Origin of the sequence: Sulfitobacter sp. G21635-S1, assembly GCF_027213915.1 — a bacterium.
GTDB lineage: Bacteria > Pseudomonadota > Alphaproteobacteria > Rhodobacterales > Rhodobacteraceae > Sulfitobacter.
Window position 1 is genome coordinate 48589 of record NZ_JAPWGV010000023.1, and the last position, 18379, is coordinate 66967.

General features: G+C 63.4%; 19 protein-coding genes. 17 read left to right on the forward strand and 2 right to left on the reverse strand.

All coding sequences use genetic code 11. The features are described 5' to 3' along the window. Positions 1 to 33: 33 nt before the first annotated feature. The 3 genes from O4H53_RS19845 to O4H53_RS19855 all read left to right on the forward strand — a co-directional run bounded on the left by O4H53_RS19845 (position 34) and on the right by O4H53_RS19855 (position 4277). A complete protein-coding gene (locus O4H53_RS19845; RefSeq protein WP_269366572.1) occupies positions 34 to 3477 on the forward strand; it encodes a pyruvate carboxylase in 3444 nt (1147 codons plus the stop codon). A 314-nt stretch (positions 3478 to 3791) separates the two neighbouring features. Continuing rightward, complete coding sequence (locus O4H53_RS19850; RefSeq protein WP_269366573.1) at positions 3792 to 4001, forward strand: helix-turn-helix transcriptional regulator; 210 nt, start codon at positions 3792 to 3794, stop codon at positions 3999 to 4001. Between the two features lie 75 nt (positions 4002 to 4076). Beyond that, on the forward strand, positions 4077 to 4277 hold the full coding sequence (locus O4H53_RS19855; RefSeq protein WP_269366574.1) for a hypothetical protein: 201 nt from the start codon (positions 4077 to 4079) through the stop codon (positions 4275 to 4277). Here O4H53_RS19855 and O4H53_RS19860 read toward each other — a convergent pair. After that, positions 4271 to 4849 (reverse strand): hypothetical protein, encoded by a 579-nt coding sequence (locus tag O4H53_RS19860; protein ID WP_269366575.1) that lies wholly within the window; start codon positions 4847 to 4849, stop codon positions 4271 to 4273. The two genes, O4H53_RS19855 and O4H53_RS19860, sit on opposite strands and share 7 nt — an antisense overlap. A gap of 132 nt (positions 4850 to 4981) precedes the next feature. On the opposite strand from O4H53_RS19860, the gene O4H53_RS19865 reads away from it, so the two are divergent. The 14 genes from O4H53_RS19865 (at position 4982) to O4H53_RS19930 (ending at position 16394) form a co-directional block, all read left to right on the forward strand. Further along, positions 4982 to 5296 (forward strand): hypothetical protein, encoded by a 315-nt coding sequence (locus O4H53_RS19865; protein WP_008335576.1) that lies wholly within the window; start codon positions 4982 to 4984, stop codon positions 5294 to 5296. A gap of 103 nt (positions 5297 to 5399) precedes the next feature. Beyond that, a complete protein-coding gene (locus tag O4H53_RS19870) occupies positions 5400 to 5933 on the forward strand; it encodes a lytic transglycosylase domain-containing protein (RefSeq protein ID WP_269366576.1) in 534 nt (177 codons plus the stop codon). Between the two features lie 16 nt (positions 5934 to 5949). Next, the gene (locus tag O4H53_RS19875; RefSeq protein WP_009574106.1) at positions 5950 to 6231 is read left to right on the forward strand and encodes a TrbC/VirB2 family protein; all 282 of its coding nucleotides are present in this window, start codon (positions 5950 to 5952) and stop codon (positions 6229 to 6231) included. 111 nt (positions 6232 to 6342) lie between these two features. After that, positions 6343 to 6621, forward strand: a complete 279-nt coding sequence (locus tag O4H53_RS19880) for a type IV secretion system protein VirB3 (RefSeq protein WP_269366579.1) — start codon at positions 6343 to 6345, stop codon at positions 6619 to 6621. Next, positions 6560 to 8989, forward strand: coding sequence for a type IV secretion system protein B4 (locus tag O4H53_RS19885; RefSeq protein WP_269366581.1), 2430 nt, complete (start codon positions 6560 to 6562; stop codon positions 8987 to 8989). The genes O4H53_RS19880 and O4H53_RS19885 overlap by 62 nt, the downstream gene beginning before the upstream one ends. Beyond that, positions 8986 to 9195, forward strand: a complete 210-nt coding sequence (locus tag O4H53_RS19890) for a hypothetical protein (protein WP_269366582.1) — start codon at positions 8986 to 8988, stop codon at positions 9193 to 9195. Before O4H53_RS19885 ends, O4H53_RS19890 begins: the two co-directional genes overlap by 4 nt. Further along, the gene (locus O4H53_RS19895) at positions 9192 to 10304 is read left to right on the forward strand and encodes a transglycosylase SLT domain-containing protein (RefSeq protein ID WP_269366585.1); all 1113 of its coding nucleotides are present in this window, start codon (positions 9192 to 9194) and stop codon (positions 10302 to 10304) included. The genes O4H53_RS19890 and O4H53_RS19895 overlap by 4 nt, the downstream gene beginning before the upstream one ends. Beyond that, the gene (locus O4H53_RS19900) at positions 10301 to 11068 is read left to right on the forward strand and encodes a type IV secretion system protein (protein ID WP_269366586.1); all 768 of its coding nucleotides are present in this window, start codon (positions 10301 to 10303) and stop codon (positions 11066 to 11068) included. Before O4H53_RS19895 ends, O4H53_RS19900 begins: the two co-directional genes overlap by 4 nt. An 8-nt stretch (positions 11069 to 11076) precedes the next feature. After that, the gene (locus tag O4H53_RS19905; RefSeq protein ID WP_269366588.1) at positions 11077 to 11502 is read left to right on the forward strand and encodes a hypothetical protein; all 426 of its coding nucleotides are present in this window, start codon (positions 11077 to 11079) and stop codon (positions 11500 to 11502) included. Then, entirely contained in the window at positions 11503 to 12516 is a 1014-nt protein-coding gene (locus O4H53_RS19910) for a type IV secretion system protein (protein ID WP_269366590.1), read from the forward strand. Positions 12517 to 12533: 17 nt separating this feature from the next. Continuing rightward, a complete protein-coding gene (locus O4H53_RS19915; protein WP_269366592.1) occupies positions 12534 to 13214 on the forward strand; it encodes a virB8 family protein in 681 nt (226 codons plus the stop codon). Positions 13215 to 13219: 5 nt separating this feature from the next. Next, the gene (locus O4H53_RS19920) at positions 13220 to 13954 is read left to right on the forward strand and encodes a TrbG/VirB9 family P-type conjugative transfer protein (protein ID WP_269366593.1); all 735 of its coding nucleotides are present in this window, start codon (positions 13220 to 13222) and stop codon (positions 13952 to 13954) included. A 2-nt stretch (positions 13955 to 13956) separates the two neighbouring features. Beyond that, positions 13957 to 15381, forward strand: a complete 1425-nt coding sequence (locus O4H53_RS19925; RefSeq protein ID WP_269366594.1) for a TrbI/VirB10 family protein — start codon at positions 13957 to 13959, stop codon at positions 15379 to 15381. Further along, positions 15381 to 16394: an ATPase, T2SS/T4P/T4SS family gene (locus O4H53_RS19930; RefSeq protein WP_269366595.1), complete on the forward strand. Its 1014-nt coding sequence runs from the start codon at positions 15381 to 15383 to the stop codon at positions 16392 to 16394. Before O4H53_RS19925 ends, O4H53_RS19930 begins: the two co-directional genes overlap by 1 nt. Before the next feature lie 39 nt (positions 16395 to 16433). Here the strand turns inward: O4H53_RS19930 and O4H53_RS19935 are convergent, their stop codons facing one another. Next, the gene (locus O4H53_RS19935) at positions 16434 to 18347 is read right to left on the reverse strand and encodes a TRAP transporter permease (protein ID WP_269366597.1); all 1914 of its coding nucleotides are present in this window, start codon (positions 18345 to 18347) and stop codon (positions 16434 to 16436) included. Between the last annotated feature and the right edge of the window lie 32 nt (positions 18348 to 18379).

Below are 18379 nucleotides of genomic sequence, written 5' to 3' on the forward strand. Positions count from 1 at the left end.
CGACACCGTTGCAATTGAGACAAAAGACCGCCCATGACCAATTTCCAGAAGATCCTCATTGCCAACCGGGGGGAGATCGCGATCCGCATCATGCGTGCCGCCAACGAGATGGGCAAAAAGACCGTTGCCGTCTATGCGGAAGAGGACAAGCTAGGCTTGCACCGTTTCAAGGCAGATGAGGCCTATCGGATCGGCGAAGGGCTCGGGCCTGTGGCGACCTATCTGTCCATCCCCGAGATTATCCGTGTCGCCAAGGAATGCGGGGCCGATGCCATCCACCCCGGTTACGGCCTGCTGTCGGAAAACCCCGTCTTTGTGGACGCCTGCGCCGCCAATGGCATCACCTTTATCGGCCCCAAAGCCGAAACCATGCGCGCGCTTGGCGATAAGGCCTCGGCCCGCCGCGTGGCGATCGAGGCGGGCGTGCCGGTCATCCCCGCCACCGAGGTTCTGGGCGATGATTTCGACGCCATCACCAAAGAAGCCGCCGAGATCGGTTATCCCCTGATGCTGAAAGCCAGCTGGGGCGGCGGCGGTCGAGGCATGCGTCCGATCAACCGCCCCGACGAGCTGAAAGAAAAAGTCCTGGAAGGCCGGCGTGAGGCCGAGGCCGCTTTTGGCAACGGCGCGGGCTATCTTGAAAAGATGATCACCCGCGCCCGTCACGTCGAGGTGCAGATTCTTGGCGACCAGCACGGCCAGATCTATCACCTGTTCGAGCGTGACTGCTCGGTCCAGCGCCGCAACCAGAAGGTCGTCGAGCGAGCGCCCGCGCCGTACCTCTCTGAAGAACAGCGGGCTGAGATCTGCGAGCTGGGCAAAAAGATCTGCGAGTACGTGAATTATGAATGCGCCGGTACTGTCGAATTCCTGATGGATATGGAAACCGGGAAGTTCTATTTCATCGAGGTGAACCCCCGCGTTCAGGTGGAACACACCGTGACCGAGGAAGTCACCGGCATCGACATCGTTCAGGCCCAGATCCTGATCGCTGAAGGCAAGACGCTAGCCGAGGCTACCGGTGCCGCCAGCCAGGCCGATATCACGCTGCATGGTCACGCCCTGCAAACCCGCGTGACGACCGAAGATCCGACCAACAACTTCATCCCTGATTATGGCCGCATCACCGCGTATCGCTCGGCCACCGGTATGGGCATCCGTCTCGATGGCGGCACGGCCTATGCGGGCGGCGTTATCACGCGCTATTACGACAGCCTGCTGACCAAAGTCACCGCTTGGGCGCCGACGCCGGAAAAGACGATCCACCGCATGGACCGCGCGCTGCGCGAATTCCGTATTCGCGGCGTCAGCACGAACATCGACTTCGTGATCAACCTGCTCAAACACCCGACCTTCCTGTCGAATGAATATACCACCAAGTTCATCGACACGACGCCGGACCTATTCAACTTCAAGGCCCGCCGCGACCGCGCCACGAAAATCCTGACCTATATCGCGGATATCACCGTGAACGGTCACCCCGAGACCGCTGGCCGCCCGAAACCCTCGGCCGAGGCGCGCCAACCGCGCGTGCCCGCATTACGCACCGATGCGCCACTGCCCGGCACCCGGCAACTGCTGGACGAACAGGGCCCGCAGGCCGTGGCCGATTGGCTGGCGGCGCAAAAGCAGCTGCTCATGACCGATACGACCATGCGCGACGGCCACCAGTCGCTGCTGGCCACGCGGATGCGGTCGATTGACATGGTCAAGGTCGCCCCGACGTATGCAGCCAACCTGCCGCAGCTGTTCAGCGTGGAATGCTGGGGCGGCGCAACGTTCGACGTGGCCTATCGCTTCTTGCAGGAATGTCCGTGGCAGCGCCTGCGCGACATCCGCGAGAAGATGCCGAACCTTATGACGCAGATGCTGCTGCGTGCCAGCAACGGGGTTGGCTATACCAACTATCCCGACAACGTGGTGCAAGCCTTTGTCAAACAGGCTGCCACCAGCGGCGTGGATGTCTTCCGCGTGTTCGACAGCCTGAACTGGGTCGAAAATATGCGCGTCGCAATGGACGCGGTGATTGATGCGAACAAGGTCTGCGAAGGCACGATTTGCTATACCGGCGATCTGTTCGACCCCAAGCGGTCGAAATACGACCTGAAATACTATGTCGCTATGGGCAAAGAACTGCGCGAGGCTGGCGCGCATATCCTTGGCCTGAAAGACATGGCAGGCCTTCTGAAACCCGCGCAGGCGCGCGAGCTGATCAAGGCCCTGAAAGACGAGGTCGGCCTGCCGATCCACTTCCACACCCATGACACCAGCGGCGTGTCGGCGGCCACCGTTCTGGCGGCAGCGGACGCAGGTGTTGACGTGGTGGATGCAGCGATGGACGCCTTCTCGGGCGGCACCTCGCAGCCCTGCCTTGGCTCGATCGTCGAGGCCACCAAACACACCGACCGCGACACCGGCATCGACGTGGGCGCGGTGCGCGAAATCTCGAACTACTGGGAGGCCGTGCGCCACCAGTACACCGCCTTCGAGGCCGGCCTGGAAGCCCCCGCTTCCGAGGTGTACCTGCACGAAATGCCCGGCGGCCAGTTCACCAACCTCAAAGCGCAGGCCCGTTCGATGGGTCTGGAGGAACGCTGGCACGAGGTCGCACAGGCCTATGCCGACGTGAACATGATGTTTGGCGATATCGTCAAAGTGACACCCTCGTCCAAGGTTGTCGGCGACATGGCCCTGATGATGGTCAGCCAGAACCTAACCCGGTTCGAGGTCGAAGATCCCGCCCGCGATGTGTCGTTCCCGGATTCGGTCATCGACATGATGAAGGGCGATCTGGGCCAGCCTCCGGGCGGCTTCCCGGACGGTATCGTCGCCAAGGTTCTGAAAGGTCAGGCCCCTGACACCAGGCGCCCCGGCGCGCATCTTGCGCCGGTCGATCTGGAAGCCACCCGCGCCGAGCTGTCGGAAAAGCTGCTGGGGCTGGACATCGATGACGAGGATCTGAACGGTTACCTGATGTATCCCAAGGTGTTCCTGGATTACATGGGCCGCCACCGCGACTATGGTCCGGTGCGCACCCTGCCCACCCCGGTCTATTTTTATGGCATGGAACCAGGTGCGCAGATCAGCGTGGAAATCGACCCGGGCAAGACGTTGGAAATCCGCCTGCAAGCCGTGGGTGAAACCGATGATGCAGGCGAGGCCAAAGTGTTCTTTGAGCTGAACGGCCAGCCGCGCACCGTGCGCGTGCCGAACCGCATGGTCAAATCCGCCACCGCCGCCCGCCCCAAAGCCGAAACCGGCAATGCGCACCACGTCGGCGCGCCGATGCCGGGCGTTGTCGCCTCGGTCGCGGTGCAGGTCGGCCAGCAGGTGCACAAAGGCGATCTGCTTCTGACCATCGAAGCCATGAAGATGGAAACCGGCCTGTCGGCGGACCGCGACGCAACGGTGAAAGCCGTCCACGTGACGCACGGCGCGCAGATCGACGCCAAGGATCTTTTGATTGAATTGGAGTGATCGCGAGAAGATTTATTTACATAATTTGGCTTATACGATTTTTGGTCAGCCCCAAATTTCCCTTTAGAATTCGTCCTGTTAACCTCCCTGTGGAAGACCGACTGGCGGCACCGGTATCTCCCTCCGGTGCCGCCCTTTTCCAAAAAAAGATTGAACGGCCCATAATGTTTGCGAGACGGACCATCCCGTGACCTGCGTATCGGCAGGAATCCCACTCCGGCGACCTCGCGCCGTTCCAACAATTCTTCTCTGCAGCTCCGAATGTAACATATATCGCGTGGCGATATTTCGCGCATCATGTCCGCCTCAACGGCATGAACTTGCGGGACCGTGTAGCATTGAACATCCAGGACTTGAGACGCGCCCGCGGCCTCAGCCAGGAGGAGCTTGCTCATCGGGCCGACGTGAGCCGCGGCCATATGGGCAAGGTCGAGAACGCCAAGTTCGCGGCCTCGCTCGACCTTCTCGAACGCATCGCCAGGGCGTTGAACGTCGACCCCGAAGAGCTCTTCACAAAACGCTAGCCATATTTGCCAGCCACGGATGCGTCCTCGAATGGAACGTCTCGAAAGGTAGTCAGATGGAGCGTCGTGAGTTCAATGGGTAAAAGAAAGACAGGCTGGCCTTTTCAGGAGGGGTTTCTGAACGATGGTGCGCAGGAGATTCACCTGTTCACCGATTACCGTTGGAATGATGGCTCAGTGAGCCGCCGCTGGCATGTCGATCCGGAACGCTTTGATGCAGACCTTGCCGATCTGCGCCCGGTCTCCCTGAAGGCATCGGGGGCTCCGGATCAGTAAGAAAACCACTCCGAGTGGCCCATGTTGCCCTCGTAGTCGCCGTATTCGACCATGATGCTGCGGGAATAGAAGTGCCATAGGCCCCCGCTGGTCGGATAGGCGATCTCCTGACCGCTTTCGGAGATGAATGTCGCGGGCCACGGCGTGTGGGATCCGTAGACGCGCTGGATGTAGCGGCAGGTCCGGTTCTCGCGATCGCAGGAGCGGATCGACCAATCCCACTGACGCGGCTCGTCGCGCGGCTCGTAGGAGCGCCCGGTGAACCAGATCACATGGGTCCGGTTCAGCCATTCGTATTCCGGCAGGTTGGTGTCGAGCTCGCCCTCTCCGCCGGGCCCGCCTAGCTCAACCGGCACATGGGCAAAGGTGCAGACCCCGAAGGGCGGCCGGCTCGGCCAGGGCGTGATGCGGCGGATCATGGTGCGATAGGCCCGCGCGCAGACAGCGCTCGGCGGGAAACCACCCGCCATACAGAGCATGATGGCGCAGTCGATGTCGTAGGCCTGTGCCTTCTCAGGTGCTCCGAACACCGCCATCACTCCCATCGCCGCTGCCATCGCCTGTCGCTTCATGTCGCTCTCCCGCAAAAGTTGCGCAGACTATCGCGCAATATGTATTTCTCTGCAATATGTCGTATTGACTCCATATGACTTTATGGCCTTAGTGTCGTGAAGTAGAAGGGCTCTCGTGGGGAGAGTCCGAACATGCCGATAGCGCGCAACCAGATCCTGATCACCATCGATGGTGTCAAAGACCTGTCCGAAAAGGGCATCGCGTTCCGCTGCCGGTATGAACTCGTGGGGTTCACGGACGATGGCAAGCCGCGCTACCAGTGCATCTACCTGCGCGAGGGTGAGCCGGAAGCCATTCTGGTCTCGACCCGGATCACCCCGCACGGGCCAGAGCCGCGGTATTTCAACATATGGCCGGGGCTCTTCAAACATCATCTCGAGTTCGGTGACGGGCGCGATCTGCGCTTTGGTCCTGACTACAGCATCACCCTCGAGGAGCGCGGCTGACGTCATCACCTTCGGTCTCGACGGCACGGCCCGGACATCGGCCTGGACGTTTCATGGCGCGCGGCCTGGGTGGGCGGGGCTGAGTGATAGCGCTGAGGCCGGGGTGGTTCTTGCCTCGCTGGATGCCACACCGCCGTCTGGCCACGACGACATCCTCTCCCTGATCCGGACGACTGCCGTCCGGCACCAGGGGAACCGTGCCCTGCGCCAGGTTGGTCTGGGTCCGGACGACTGGCAGGTCCTGTTCCGCGCCTTGGTCGAGGCCGAAAGCAGTTACAATCCGACTGCCGTGAGCCCCAAGGGTGCCTACGGTCTTGGTCAGCTGATGCCCAACACCGCCCGCGCCCTCGGGGTCGATCCGCGCGACCCGTCCCAGAACCTCGACGGCGCGGCGCGCTACCTGCTCGCACAACTCGGAACGTTCAAGGACATCGACTTCGCGCTCGCGGCCTACAACGCAGGGCCGCACCGCGTGGTGGAGTATTCCGGTGTCCCACCCTTCGCCGAGACCCGCGACTACATCGCGCGCATCCATCGGATCCGGACCCGGCTCTCGGGCACGCCCGTTTCCTCGCCAGACATCCGCGTCGCTGCCCGGGTGCCTGCGCGCGCTCCGGTCCTCATCGATCTTCAGTAAAACAAGGGAACTTCGCATGCTTCGACATCGCCTCAGCCGCCTCTTGCCTGCCGCCACAACCCTGGCGGCTTTCGCAACGCCCGCTCTCGCGCAGGACTTGTCACCGATCCAGACCATGCTGGAAACCGTCGAGGCCGCGCTGACCGGTCCCATCGGGATCGCGGTCGCCACGCTCGCCGTCATCGGCACCGGCTTCATGTGCATGATGGGGCGCCTCAACTGGGGCTGGTTCGCCTCGGTCATCATCGGGATCGTGCTGATCTTCTCGGCCGGCACCATCGTCGACGGCTTCTCGTGACATTCCGGCAAAATAGCGTCCTACGAGGGACCCGAACGCGTTGTGCTTCGCAAACGCTGCCTCGGGTCACTCTCCGGACACACAATTTCTTCTGAACCGGAATATCACCCAATGGCAGAACGATCCCCCCTCTTTCTGGGCCTCGCCCGACCGCCCAAGTATCTGGGTCTCCCTGTCGGATACCTCGTGGTGCTGGCGACCGGGGTCGTTCTGCCGTTCATCTGGACGAAGTCCATGGTCTTCTTCCTGATTGGTCTCGTCGCCTATCCGATCCTCTGGTTCGTCGCCGACCGCGAGCCGCATTTCTTCGAGGTCCTGCGCGTCTCCTATGGCTCGGTGCGCCCCACGAGGAACCGGGCCCTGCACGGAGGCGACAGCTTTGGCGCTTGATGCGGGCACTCTTTCCACTCACGGAACCGCTCTGCTTCAGGCCGGCGGCGGGGCGTTCGCGCGGGAGAGCTATCTCGCCGAACACCTGCCGTATTTTGCCCTCGCCGATGACGATGTGATGGTGCTGCGCGAGGGCGACCTCTTGGCCACCCTGCGCCTTGATGGTCTGAACCCGATGACCACTGAAGACGCCCGGCTCGACGCGCTCAAACGCGCGGTCGCGGCCATCGTCGCCCAGACCGGTAACGCCTTCGGCTTCTACATCCACCGCATCTCCGTGCCGCAGGATCTTGGGATGCGCTCCATCGAGGGCGACAGCTTTGCCGCCGCGATTGACGCGCGCTGGCAGGCCCATGTCAAAGACCTCCGCCCCGCCAAGCGCCAGCTCTATCTCAGCGTCATCCGACGCCCCGATATCTCCGCGCGCATACCGCTCCTGCGGACCCTGGCCCGCAAGGCCTGGGTCAAGGACCGCGCGACGCGCCTGCAGGAGCTGAACGAGGTCATGGGGTTCTTCGAAGTGGCGCTTGCCTCGGCCAATCCCGTCAGGCTCACGAAGTCGGGCGGTGAATGGCTGGGCTATCTCAATACGCTGAACGCAGGCAGCTTCTCCCCTATCGCCTTCGGGCAAAGCGCCCTGCCCCTTTCGCATACCCTGAGCAACTGCCGCGCGACCTTCGATGGCGACGTCGTCACCCTGACCGACGCCGTGACCGGCCAGGTCAAATACGGCGCGCTCTTTTCGATGAAGACCTATCCGGCCCTCACGGACGTCACGCTGCTCGACGCGCTCGACCTGCCGCTCGACATTGTGCTGACGAACTCCTTCAGCCCGATCCCGAACAACATCATGGCCGAACGCATCCAGCGGATCATCCGCCAGATGCAGGCTTCCGACGATGCCGCCGTGTCGCTGCGTGAACAGCTGGGACAAGCCGCCGACGACCAGGAGGCAGGACGCATCGCCTTTGGCGACCATCACCTCTCGATTGCGGTCTATGCTCCAGACCGCGACACGCTCGAACGTGCCGCCGCCCAGATCAAGCGCGTCGGACAGGAGATCATGTCGGTGATCGTGCGGGAGAACATGGCGCTGAAAGCCACCTACTTCGCGCAGTCGCCAGGTAATTTCGGGTACCGGGCGCGGAAGACGCCGATCTCCTCGATCAACTTCGCGGATTTCGCGGCCCTGCATGGCAGCGACGAGGGGCGTGGACCTGACCAGTCGCCCTGGGGCCAGACGATCTCGGTCCTGCCCACGGTTGGCACGTCGGGCTTTCGGTTCAATTTCCATGAGGCGAGCAGCCCCGGCAAGGAACCCACGGTCGGCCACACCCTCGTCCTGGGACGCACCGGCACCGGCAAGACGCTCACCACCGCCTTCCTCGCGGCGCAGGCGCAACGGGTCGGCGCGCGGCTCTTCTTCTTCGACAAGGATCGCGGCCTCGAGATGGCCGTGCGTGCCCTTGGTGGCCGCTACAATGAAATCCGCGCCGGTGTTCCCACGGGGCTGATCCCGCTTGCGACCGAGACCGATGAGCGTGGCCGCGCCTGGCTCTCGGACTGGCTTGCGACCCTTCTCACGCGCAATGGCACGCTCTCGGGCGAGCAATCCCGCCATATCCAGAGTGCCGTCGGCCAGAACGCCGATGCGGGAGCAGCCCTGCAGCGCTTCGCCAGTTTCGAAACTCTGTTCCAGTCGCTCGATGATGATGGCGAGTTGCAGTCCCGCGTCGCCGAATGGACGCCGGGCGGGCGCTACGGCTGGGTCTTTGACGAACCCGAACGCGGCAGGGGCCTCAAGCTCACGGGCGACATCGTCGGGTTTGATATGACCGAGATCCTCGACATGACCACTGAGCGGATGGCGGTGCTCTCCTACATCTTCCGCCAGATCGAACGCGTGGTCGAAGATCGCCGTCCCACCATCATCGTGCTCGACGAGGCCTGGAAGCTCCTCGACGATCCCTACTTCGGGACGCGGCTGGAAAACTGGCTGGTGACGCTTCGCAAGATGAACTGCGTCGTGATCATGATGACGCAGTATCCGAGCCAACTGCGCGACAGCCGCGTTGGCAAGACCATCGTCGAGACGGTCCCTACCCAGATCCTCTTCCCGAACGACCGCGCCACGGTCTCGGACTACGACTTCCTGCGCGTGAACGCCAAGGAGGCCGCGCTCCTCGTCCAGCCCACCATCGGCCAGCGCATCGCGCTCGTTCGCTCGGCGGGCGACAGCGTCTTCGTCGATGCCGATCTCTCCGCGCTTGGCGACCTCCTCCCCATCCTTGGCGGCGGTGCCACCGGCGAGGACCGTGTGCCCGCTGATTGGCGCACCAATCCCGATTTCTGGAGACATGTGATATGAGTTCAAAACCCCTCCTCGCGCTCTGCGCCGCCGCGGGCCTTCTGTCGGCATGCGAGAAATACACCGAGAAAACCTCGCCCTGCTTCGGACGCAATGGCGAGCCGCAGGTGACGCGGTCCGCGCTTTCCTTCTCGACCATGGGCGCACCGGCTCAGGAGACGGCCAAACCCGACTGCACCTTCGAGCCCCTGCCCCGTCCGGAATGAGCCGTGTCGCGATCATATCCGCCGGGCTTTGCCTTGGCCTCGGCGCCCTGCCCGCACATGCCCAGGGAGTGCCGACACAGGACAATTCCGCGATCGGTCGCGCCATCGCGCGGGTGACGGCACTGGCCGAGGATCTGGGCGTCCAGCAGGACAAGGATCGGACCGAGTCCACGCTCGCCGATGTCCAGGCCGACCAGCTGCGCGTTCTCGAAGAGATGACGGCAGCGATCACCGGTCCCGGTTTCGATATCCGCGCGCTCGAGGGCAATGCGGATTTCGGAGTGGCGGCGGTCTACCCGAACAATGATCCAAGCCCGATGAACAGCCGCCTTTTCGGAGAGGGCCGCGAGACGGTCGAGATGATGATTGTCGAAGTTGCAGGCGAGTTCGCGAGTGCCCCCGGCGTGGCCCGCGCCGGTCTTTCGGCCACCCAGTGGCGCTGCCTCTTCCAGGCCCTGATCAAGCAAGAAAGCCGCTTCAACGTCGCCGCCGAAAGCCCTGTGGGGGCCTATGGCCTGACCCAGCTCATGCCCGGCACCGCCTCCGATCTTGGAGTCGACCGCTATGATGTGAAGGACAACCTCCGCGGCGGCGCGCGCTACATCACGACCCAGCTCAACCGCTTCGGCAATATCCCCCATGCGCTCGCGGCCTATAACGCGGGCCCCGGCCGGGTGATCGAATACGGGGGCGTGCCGCCCTTCACTGAGACCCAAGGCTACGTGCGCAATATCTCGAAGTTCTACAACGAATACCTCACCGTGGTCGGTGGCGCCGACGCGCTCGGGACGCTCTCCCCCTCGGATTTTGCTCTGGCCGAATATGCCAGCATCTCCGAGGCCGGCGTCTATTACGCGGCTGACAGCTCGGCCACGACCGAGCAAGTCATCAACCGTCTGCGCGCGATCATCCTGCAGATCGATGCGCAGCCCAATGCCAAGGCGGCCTGGGAGCTCAACACCTACGCCAAGGCCGAGATCGGCCGCATTCTCAACCTCCGCGTCCGGCTGATGGCCGCCAACCAGCAGCGCGAGGCGGCCCACGCGCAGCACCTCGTCGCCGACCGGCTGGCCGAGCGCGACTTCATGCAGATGGGAGTTCCCGAATGAGACAGCTTCTCCTGACCGTGGCCGCAGTCACCACACTCGGGCTCGCCTCGCCCGCAAGAGCCCAAGGTGTACCGACCTTTGATGGCTCACAGCTTGGTCAGCTCGTGGCCCAGCTCGAGCACATGGCTGAGGATCTGAACGTCCAGATGCAGCAGCTCGCCACCATGCGGCTGGAACTGGAAACCCAGCTGTCGCAGCTCACCAACCTCGAGGCGCAACTGACCTCGCTCATTGAGGGCAGCGGGCTCGGTGAACTCTTTGCCACAGTCGAAGAGTTCCGCGCCCTTCGCGGCAAGCTGGTGGCCCCCCTCAATACCGCGCAGTCCTTGGCCAGCGGCGATTTCCTGAGCGGGTTCAATCCGGGCGCAGAACTCTCGGCCTCGGTTGAGCGCGTGCTTTCGGGCAGCGGCTTCACCTCGGAACGCCTGAGCACGCTCTCGGGATCGGATCAGCCCGCCGACAACCGCATCGCCGCCTCTGCCGGGGCCAGCGCTATGCTCTCCGTCGCCGCGCAGGAAAGCCACGAGGAGGCGGGTCAAAGCCTCGAACGGCTCGAGACCATGGTCGGGCTGATCGACGATCAGGACGGGCTGAAGGCCGCCGTCGATCTCAACACCCGCGTCACCGCCGAGCTCGGCATCATCTTGACCCAGATCTGGCGGCTGGAAGCGGCCCAGGGCGTCAGTGCAGGCCAGCTGGGCGTTGTCGATGCCGCAACCCTCGCGGATGAGCGCAAATTCCGGTCGATGGCGGTGGATCCATGAGGCAATTCATGACCCGCAGCTTGGCACCAATCCGGTCTCTTTGTCTCGCAGCACTTGTCGTGGCCGCCCTACCAAGTGTTGCGTTGGCCCAAACTCCGACCGCGCAGCCCTCCGGTGACACCCCCTTCAACTCGATGGCCATCGCGCGGGAAAAGGCCGACGCATGCCGTGTCCCGAAACCGCCCATCGATCTGGCCGAGACCGCCTATCTCCGCAACGGCTACCGCGCGATCCTGCGCATCCTGATTGCCGAGGAAGCGCTGGCGTCGGAGAGCTGCACCTGCCTGCTGGGCGACTTCACCTGGGATCAGGCACTCACCGCCCTGCCCCGGTTCCAGACCTCGGACAACCCACGCCTGCCCTTCAAGGTGCTCGATCTCTACGCGCAGGCCGACGCACTCGAGGCTCAAGTTACGGAGGCCTGTGCCGAGTAGATGGGCGTTATTCGCGACATTCTGAGCCAGGTCGACGCGGCGGTGGATACCGTGGCGCAGGACGGCTTTGTCTCTTCGGCAGGTGCTATCGGCGATGTGATCTCCGCCGGGGCCGCGCTCCTTGTCGTGCTCCTCGGGATCAACGCGGTGATGCAACTCCGCCCCCTGCCCTTCGGCACCGGCTTTGCCTTCGGGATGAAGATCGCGCTCGTGGGCATATTCGCGCAGAGCTGGGACAACTTCAGCGTCATCTATGACATCGTCACGCGCGTGCCCGACTCCGTGGGCGCCTCGATCCTCGCCCTTACTGGCTCGGGCGACGAGGCCGGGGTCTATGAGAGCCTCGACAACATGGTCGCTCGCATCACTGCCTATGGCGATACGATCGGCGACCGCGCGGGCTGGGTTTTCGGCGCGGTCCTGGGCGCGATATTCTTCGTGCTTTCCGCCGTTTTCGCCGCCGTCACCGCCGGGATCATCGCCTTCGCCCGCATCGTCTTCGCGCTGATGATCGTGATCGCCCCCTTCATGATCGTGACCTCGCTGTTCAAGCCGACCCAATCCCTTTTCGAGGCCTGGACCCGCGCCACCATCGGCTATGCGCTCATGCCCGTCGCCGCCGCAGGCGCCGCGGGCATCATCGTCGCCATCGCCGAGGCCATCGGGGACGCCTCCGCCGATCCGGGCGATGTCGAGACCGTCAGCCTCATCCTGCCCTTTCTCGTCATCCTGATCCTCAGCGCCGGGATCATGGCCTCCGTCCCCTACATCGCCTCCAACCTCACCGGTGTCGTGGGCATTGCGTCCAATGCCGTGGGCCTGACCGGCCTTGCGCGCCAAGGCTTCGTGAATACGCGCCAATATGGCACCGGCACCACCTCGCGCCTCGTCACCGGCAAGTCGCCCCACGAGCTGAACCAGATGGCCAATACGGGCGTGGTGAAGACCGGCGAGTTGATCCGGCAAAGCCCCGCCGCGCTGCTCTCCGCCGCCAAGGCCTTCCGAAAACCCTGATTTGAAAGACGACCGACTTGAAGAAACTTGTGACCAGTTCCGCAGCAAGTGACCGCGACGCTTTCGAGGCGGATTTCATCTATGGGCCTCGGCGGCGCGAGCGCTTTGCGTGGTTCGTCGCGGCGGCGGGCGTGCTGGTGGGCGTCGCCGGCATGGTCGCGGGCGCGAGCCTCTTTCCGCTCAAGTCGACCGAGACCTTCGTGGTCGTGGTCGACAAGGAAACCGGCGAGATGGACCGGGTCGCTGCCGTCCAGGCGCTGACGCTCTCGGAAAGTGACGCCATCATCCAGGCCAATCTGGTCGCTTACGTCGATGACCGAGAGACCTATGACCTGACCGATGGTGAGCAACGCATCAACTCAGTGCTCGACCGCTCGGATGGTGACGCCGCCCGCACGCTGCGTGATCTCTGGTCCTCGACCAACGAAGACTACCCGATCACCGTCTATGGCCGCGACGCCAAGATCGAGGTGGTGATCAAATCCGTGAACCAGATCGAGCGCGGCGTGGCCCAGGTCCGCTTCACCCGAACGCTGCGCCGTCCCCGCGACACGCGCACCGTCACCCGGTCTTACGTGGCCACCGTCGGCTACGACTTCCAACCCGAAACCCGCCAGCGCCTTCAGGACGTCTGGGCCAACCCCTTGGGCTTCGTGGTGACCTCCTACCGCGTCGACGCCGAGACCCTGGAGAACTGATCCCCATGAAACCCCTGCCCGCGCTCCTCACCACGTTTCTCCTAGCGCTTGCCCTTCCTGTTGCCGCGAACGCCGAAGCCACGCCGCAAGGCGGCCCGCTCGACATCCGCATCCGCACCGCCGTCTATAATGAAAACCAGGTTTACCGGATCGAGACCGATCTCAGGCATTCGACCACGATTCATTTCGGGGCGGGCGAGCGCTTCGAGGCGGTGATTGTCGGCGACACCGAGAGCTTCCAGGTCGATCCAATCCCTGAGCTTGGCAATGTGCTGACCATCAAGCCGCATGTGGCGCAGGCCTCGACCAACATGACGGTGATCACCAACCGCCGCACCTATTCTTTCCATCTGCGCGAGGGCTCGATCCCGAACCGCACCGGCATGTTCTTCGAGGTCCGCTTCCGTTACCCCGACGAAGAACGACGCGCGGCGGGTGCGACCCAGCCCAAAGGATTTGAGGCCCCGCGCAATTACAACTACCGCGTCTCCGGCGAGGGCGACTTCCGCCCCAGCCATATCTATGACGACGGGCGCTACACGTATTTCGTCTTCCCGGAAAACGCCCGCCAGCCCGCCCTCTTCAAGGCCGATGACCAGGGCCGCGAGCGCACGGTGAACTGGACCCAACAAGGCAACACCGTCCGCGTGCTCGGGGTGAACACCTACTGGACGCTGCGCATCGGCGACGAGGCGATCTGTGCCTGGCGCGACGAGAGCGCGATCTATGTGAGCAACTGACCATGGCCGATCAAACCCCTCCCGATCTCCAGAACCGTCTCGACCAGTTCAGCCAACGCGGCAAATCCAAACGCCGCGGCAACAACCTCGGGGTCGGCGCACTCGCTGCCGCCCTCGCCCTTGGTAGCGCCGGCGTCGCGTATTTCCTGGCAACCGGTCTGCAGGAGGGCGACAGCGCGCTGGAGACCTCCGACGTCGAGACCTTCCAGGACCGCCGGCCCGGTACTGGCGGACGGTTGGAGTTCCCACCCGACGAGACCGAGCAACGGGTGAATGACGCGCTGATCGCCGTCGAGGAGGCGCTCGACGTACCTGCCGCCCCTGCCCCGGAGGCAAGCGCCGAAGTGCTGGCCGAGATCGCCAAACTACGCGAGGCCCTCGCCGCCAGCCAGGCCGCGCGCAACTCGGAAATCCAGTTTGCTGTCTCAGACCTGCGTGAAGCCTTCGACCAACAGAAGGTCGCGCTTGAGGCCACACTGGCCGAGAAGGAGGCCGAGCTAGCCAACCTGCAGCGCCAGACCGAGACCCGCATCGAAGGGCTGCAGGCCATGCTTGATGCCGAACGCGCGCAGCGCGAGGGGCTCGAAGCAGAGTTGGACCGCGAAGGTCTGATCGCCGATCAGCGCCTTCTCGAAGAACGCCGCCGGCAGGAAGAGGAACAGCGCCAGCGCGAGGCCGAGCGGGTCGCCGATGAGCTTCTGACCGCGCAGATCAAATCCCCCGCCGTGGTTTATGCCGATGGTCCGCGGGGTGGCCAAAGTGGCGCGGCGGTTGCCGATCCTGCTGCCGCTGGCACTGGCGGACCGGTCCTCTCGGGCAATGAGGCCTTCCTGCAGAGTGCGCGACCGCTCGAAGTGCAAGAAGCCGCCCGCCTCACCCATCCCGAGCGCACGCTGACCCAAGGGTCTGTCATCCAGGCCGCGCTCCAAACCGCCATCAACAGCGATCTGCCTGGCTCGGTCGTCGCGGTCGTCTCCGAGCCGGTCCCGGCGTTTTCCGGGGACCGGATCCTGATCCCCCGGGGCTCCCGCCTTTTTGGCCAGTACCGCTCTGGCATCGAGATGCACCAGAAGCGCATCCTGATCCTCTGGACCCGTGTCCTGACCCCGGACGGCACCTCGATGGAAATCGCCGCCGTTGGCGGCGATCAGCTTGGCCGCTCCGGCCTCACCGGTCTTGTCGACACCAAGTTCGCCGAGCGCTTCGGCGGGGCGGCGCTGATCTCCGTGATCGGGGCGGCGCCGGCCGTCGCTGCGGAAAGCGCCAACAACGAAACGACCAGCATCGTTCTGGGCGATGTTGGCAGCGACCTCCAGGACGCGGTCGGTTCGGTCATCGCCGACCAGGTCTCGATCGCGCCGACGATCTATGTCGATCAAGGGGCCTCGGTCACCGTGCTCGTGGACCGGGATGTGGTGATCTACTGATGGATCAGGCGTCGCCAGCCTCATACCTCGAGCGCTATCTCGACCCGTTCCGCGACCTGCTGAGACGCGATGACGTGGTCGAGATCGCGATCAACCCAGACGGCAAGGTCTGGCTGGAGGTCGCGGGCGACGCCACCATGCGCCACGAAGGTCAGACCGTGGATCGGACCACAGCCCTCAACATGGCCCAGACCATCGTCGGCGACGCCAAGGCCCGCGTCTCTGAAAAGAACCCCCTCGTGTCCGGCAAGGTGGAATATGCGGGCCGTCCCCTCCGGGTCCAGGTTGCCGTACCGCCCGCCATCGATCGCGGCGCCTCAATCACCATCCGCCTCTTCGCGTCGGGCAGCGTCCGGGACTACACACCCACCTATCTCTTCGGCAAGGCCGTCTCGCTCGATGCACTCCGCGCCGAGAAGATGAAGAACATTGCCAGTCTCGCCGAGGAGAACCTCGAGGCGGCGCTGCGGACTCTGGTCGAGGCCCGGCTCAATGTCCTGATCAGTGGCGGCACCTCGACCGGCAAGACCACCTTCGCCCGGCACCTTCTGACGCATGTAAACGAACACGAACGGCTGATCACCATCGAAGACGCCTTCGAACTTTTCCCCGGCCAACCAAACACCGTCGCCCTCCTGGGCGACCGCGGTGCCGGGTCGCAACGCAGCGCCAACGCACTCCTGCAGGCCTCCCTTCGCATGCGCCCCGAACGCATCATCGTTGGCGAGCTGCGCGGCGCCGAGGCCCTGACTTATCTCGAGGCCATCAACACCGGCCATGGCGGGTCGGTCTCCACCATCCACGCTGAAACCGCTGCACTTGCCATCGATCGTCTTGCGATCATGGTACTGCAGGCGGGGACCCCGCTGACATTTGCCGAAGTGCGGGAGTACATTCGAAAATCCATAGATGTGATCGTGCAGCTCGGGCGGGCCGAGGGGAAGCGGGGGATTACGGAGTTTTATCTGCCGGGGATGAAGACCGATTCTTGTGATCTATCGAGCAAGGTATAGCAGCCTCGCGCGCTTGAGCAATGCGCGAGGCTAGGGTTTCTATTCTGCCGGATCGGGCCGCAACCCTGCCCGATTGCCGCGCCGCGTGGAAAGGGCAACGGCTATGGTCAAGGCCCACCCGATGGCGAGGGCCACAATCCAGACCGTTGAACCAGATGGCGCAATGACGGCAGCAAGTCCGGCAAGTCCGATCGGCAGGCGGGTCATCGAGCCAAGTGGTCGCCCCGCCCAACCTCCGAAGGCAACAGCCCAGAGTGCTGTCGAAACGATCAGCGACAGTGCGCTGAAGGCGATCTGGGCAAGACTTCCTTGTGCCAAAAGCGCTGTGTCGAAGACGAAGGCGAAAGGCACGAAGAAGGCGACAAGACTTAGGCCAAAGGCCGAAAGGCTGGTGCGCACGGTCGAGGCTTTGCCGACTCCTGCGGCGGCAAATGAGGCCAGTGCGACCGGCGGTGTTACCATCGACAGGACGCAGTAGTAGAAGATGAAGAAATGCGCCGCCAGAGGCTCGACGCCCAGGTCCTGAATCGCCGGGACGAACAGGACCGCGCCGATGATGTAAGCTGCCACTGTGGGCAGGCCCATTCCCATGACGATGCAACCCACCATTGCCAACATAAGGGAGGCGTAGATCGACCCTTCGGATAGGGTCAGCAGCGATCCGGCAAATTTCAGGGCAAGGTTTGATTGCACGGCCACGGCAATGACCAGACCAATTGCGGCGATGGGCACGGCAACCTCTGCGGCCTGTTTCGGCGCGTCGCGCAACGCCTCGGTGATCTCTTTCATTCCGATCCAGGTGTTGCGACGAAGAAACGGAACGACAAGGCAGGCGCCAGCAGCAACCACTGCCGAGTAGGCAGCGGAGAAGCCGCTGACCAACATCGCGATCAGGATAAGCGGGGGGAGGATCAGGTGCAGGCGCGGGCCGATGGCAGGGGTCTGCGAGACCTCTTCGGCAGTCAGGGCGCGCACGCCTTCACGACGGGCAGAGAGGTCTACCACAACCATCAGGGCCAGATAGAACGCGACAGCGGGGATCAGGCCCGCAAGAGCGATGTCGACATAGGGCACGCCCAGAAGTTCGGCCATGATGAACGCGGCTACGCCCATGATCGGGGGCATCAGCTGGCCACCGGTCGAGGCAATCGCCTCGATCCCTGCAGCACGGTGATCCGGAACACCGGTGCGTTTCATGAGAGGAATGGTGAAGACACCGGTTGAGACGACATTGGCGACAGCCGAGCCAGAGATCGACCCCATCAGTGAAGATCCGATGATCGCAGCCTTCGCGGTGCCACCCGTGGCACGTCCGGCGGCGCGGATGGCAAGGTCAATGAACAGCTGTCCACCGCCAACCGCCGCGTAAAACGCTCCAAATAGGATGAAGTAGAAGATAAAGCTAACCGAGGTGGACGTGGTAATCCCGAGCACCCCTGCCGTGGTCATGGTGGTGATTTCAATCGCGGCGTCGGTTTCGAACCCTCGGAATTTCAGCCATCCTGGCAGGACGTCGCCCCAGAAAGCATAAGCGATGAAGACCAGTAGCACCCATACCAGAACCCAACCAACCGCGCGGCGGGCACCTTCAAGCAGGAGAAATACCAGCATCGCCCCAAAAACAATGTCGATTGGGAAGATCGGAGAGACGTTTTCCATCCGGGTTGTCAGCCGCACAAACCCGGTAAGATAGTAGCCAAGAACTGCGACCGAGGCCAGGATCAGGCTGGTGTCAATGGCAGCCCGCAGCCATTTGGGTAGGGCATCGGTCCTCAGCGGACGATAGAGAAACAGCAGCACCAAAGCGGCGGCAAGGTGGATCGGGCGCTCGAACAGGGGTTGCTGCGGTGAGAATAGCAGCCAAATCTGAAAGGCGATCAGCGCAAGACCAGTTGCAAAAGCAAGGGTCAGGGTGGGATTGCGTGGGGGCTCGAGGCGCATTTTCTCCTCCAAAAAGGCGCTGGAAGTTGAAAGGGAGGGCGTAC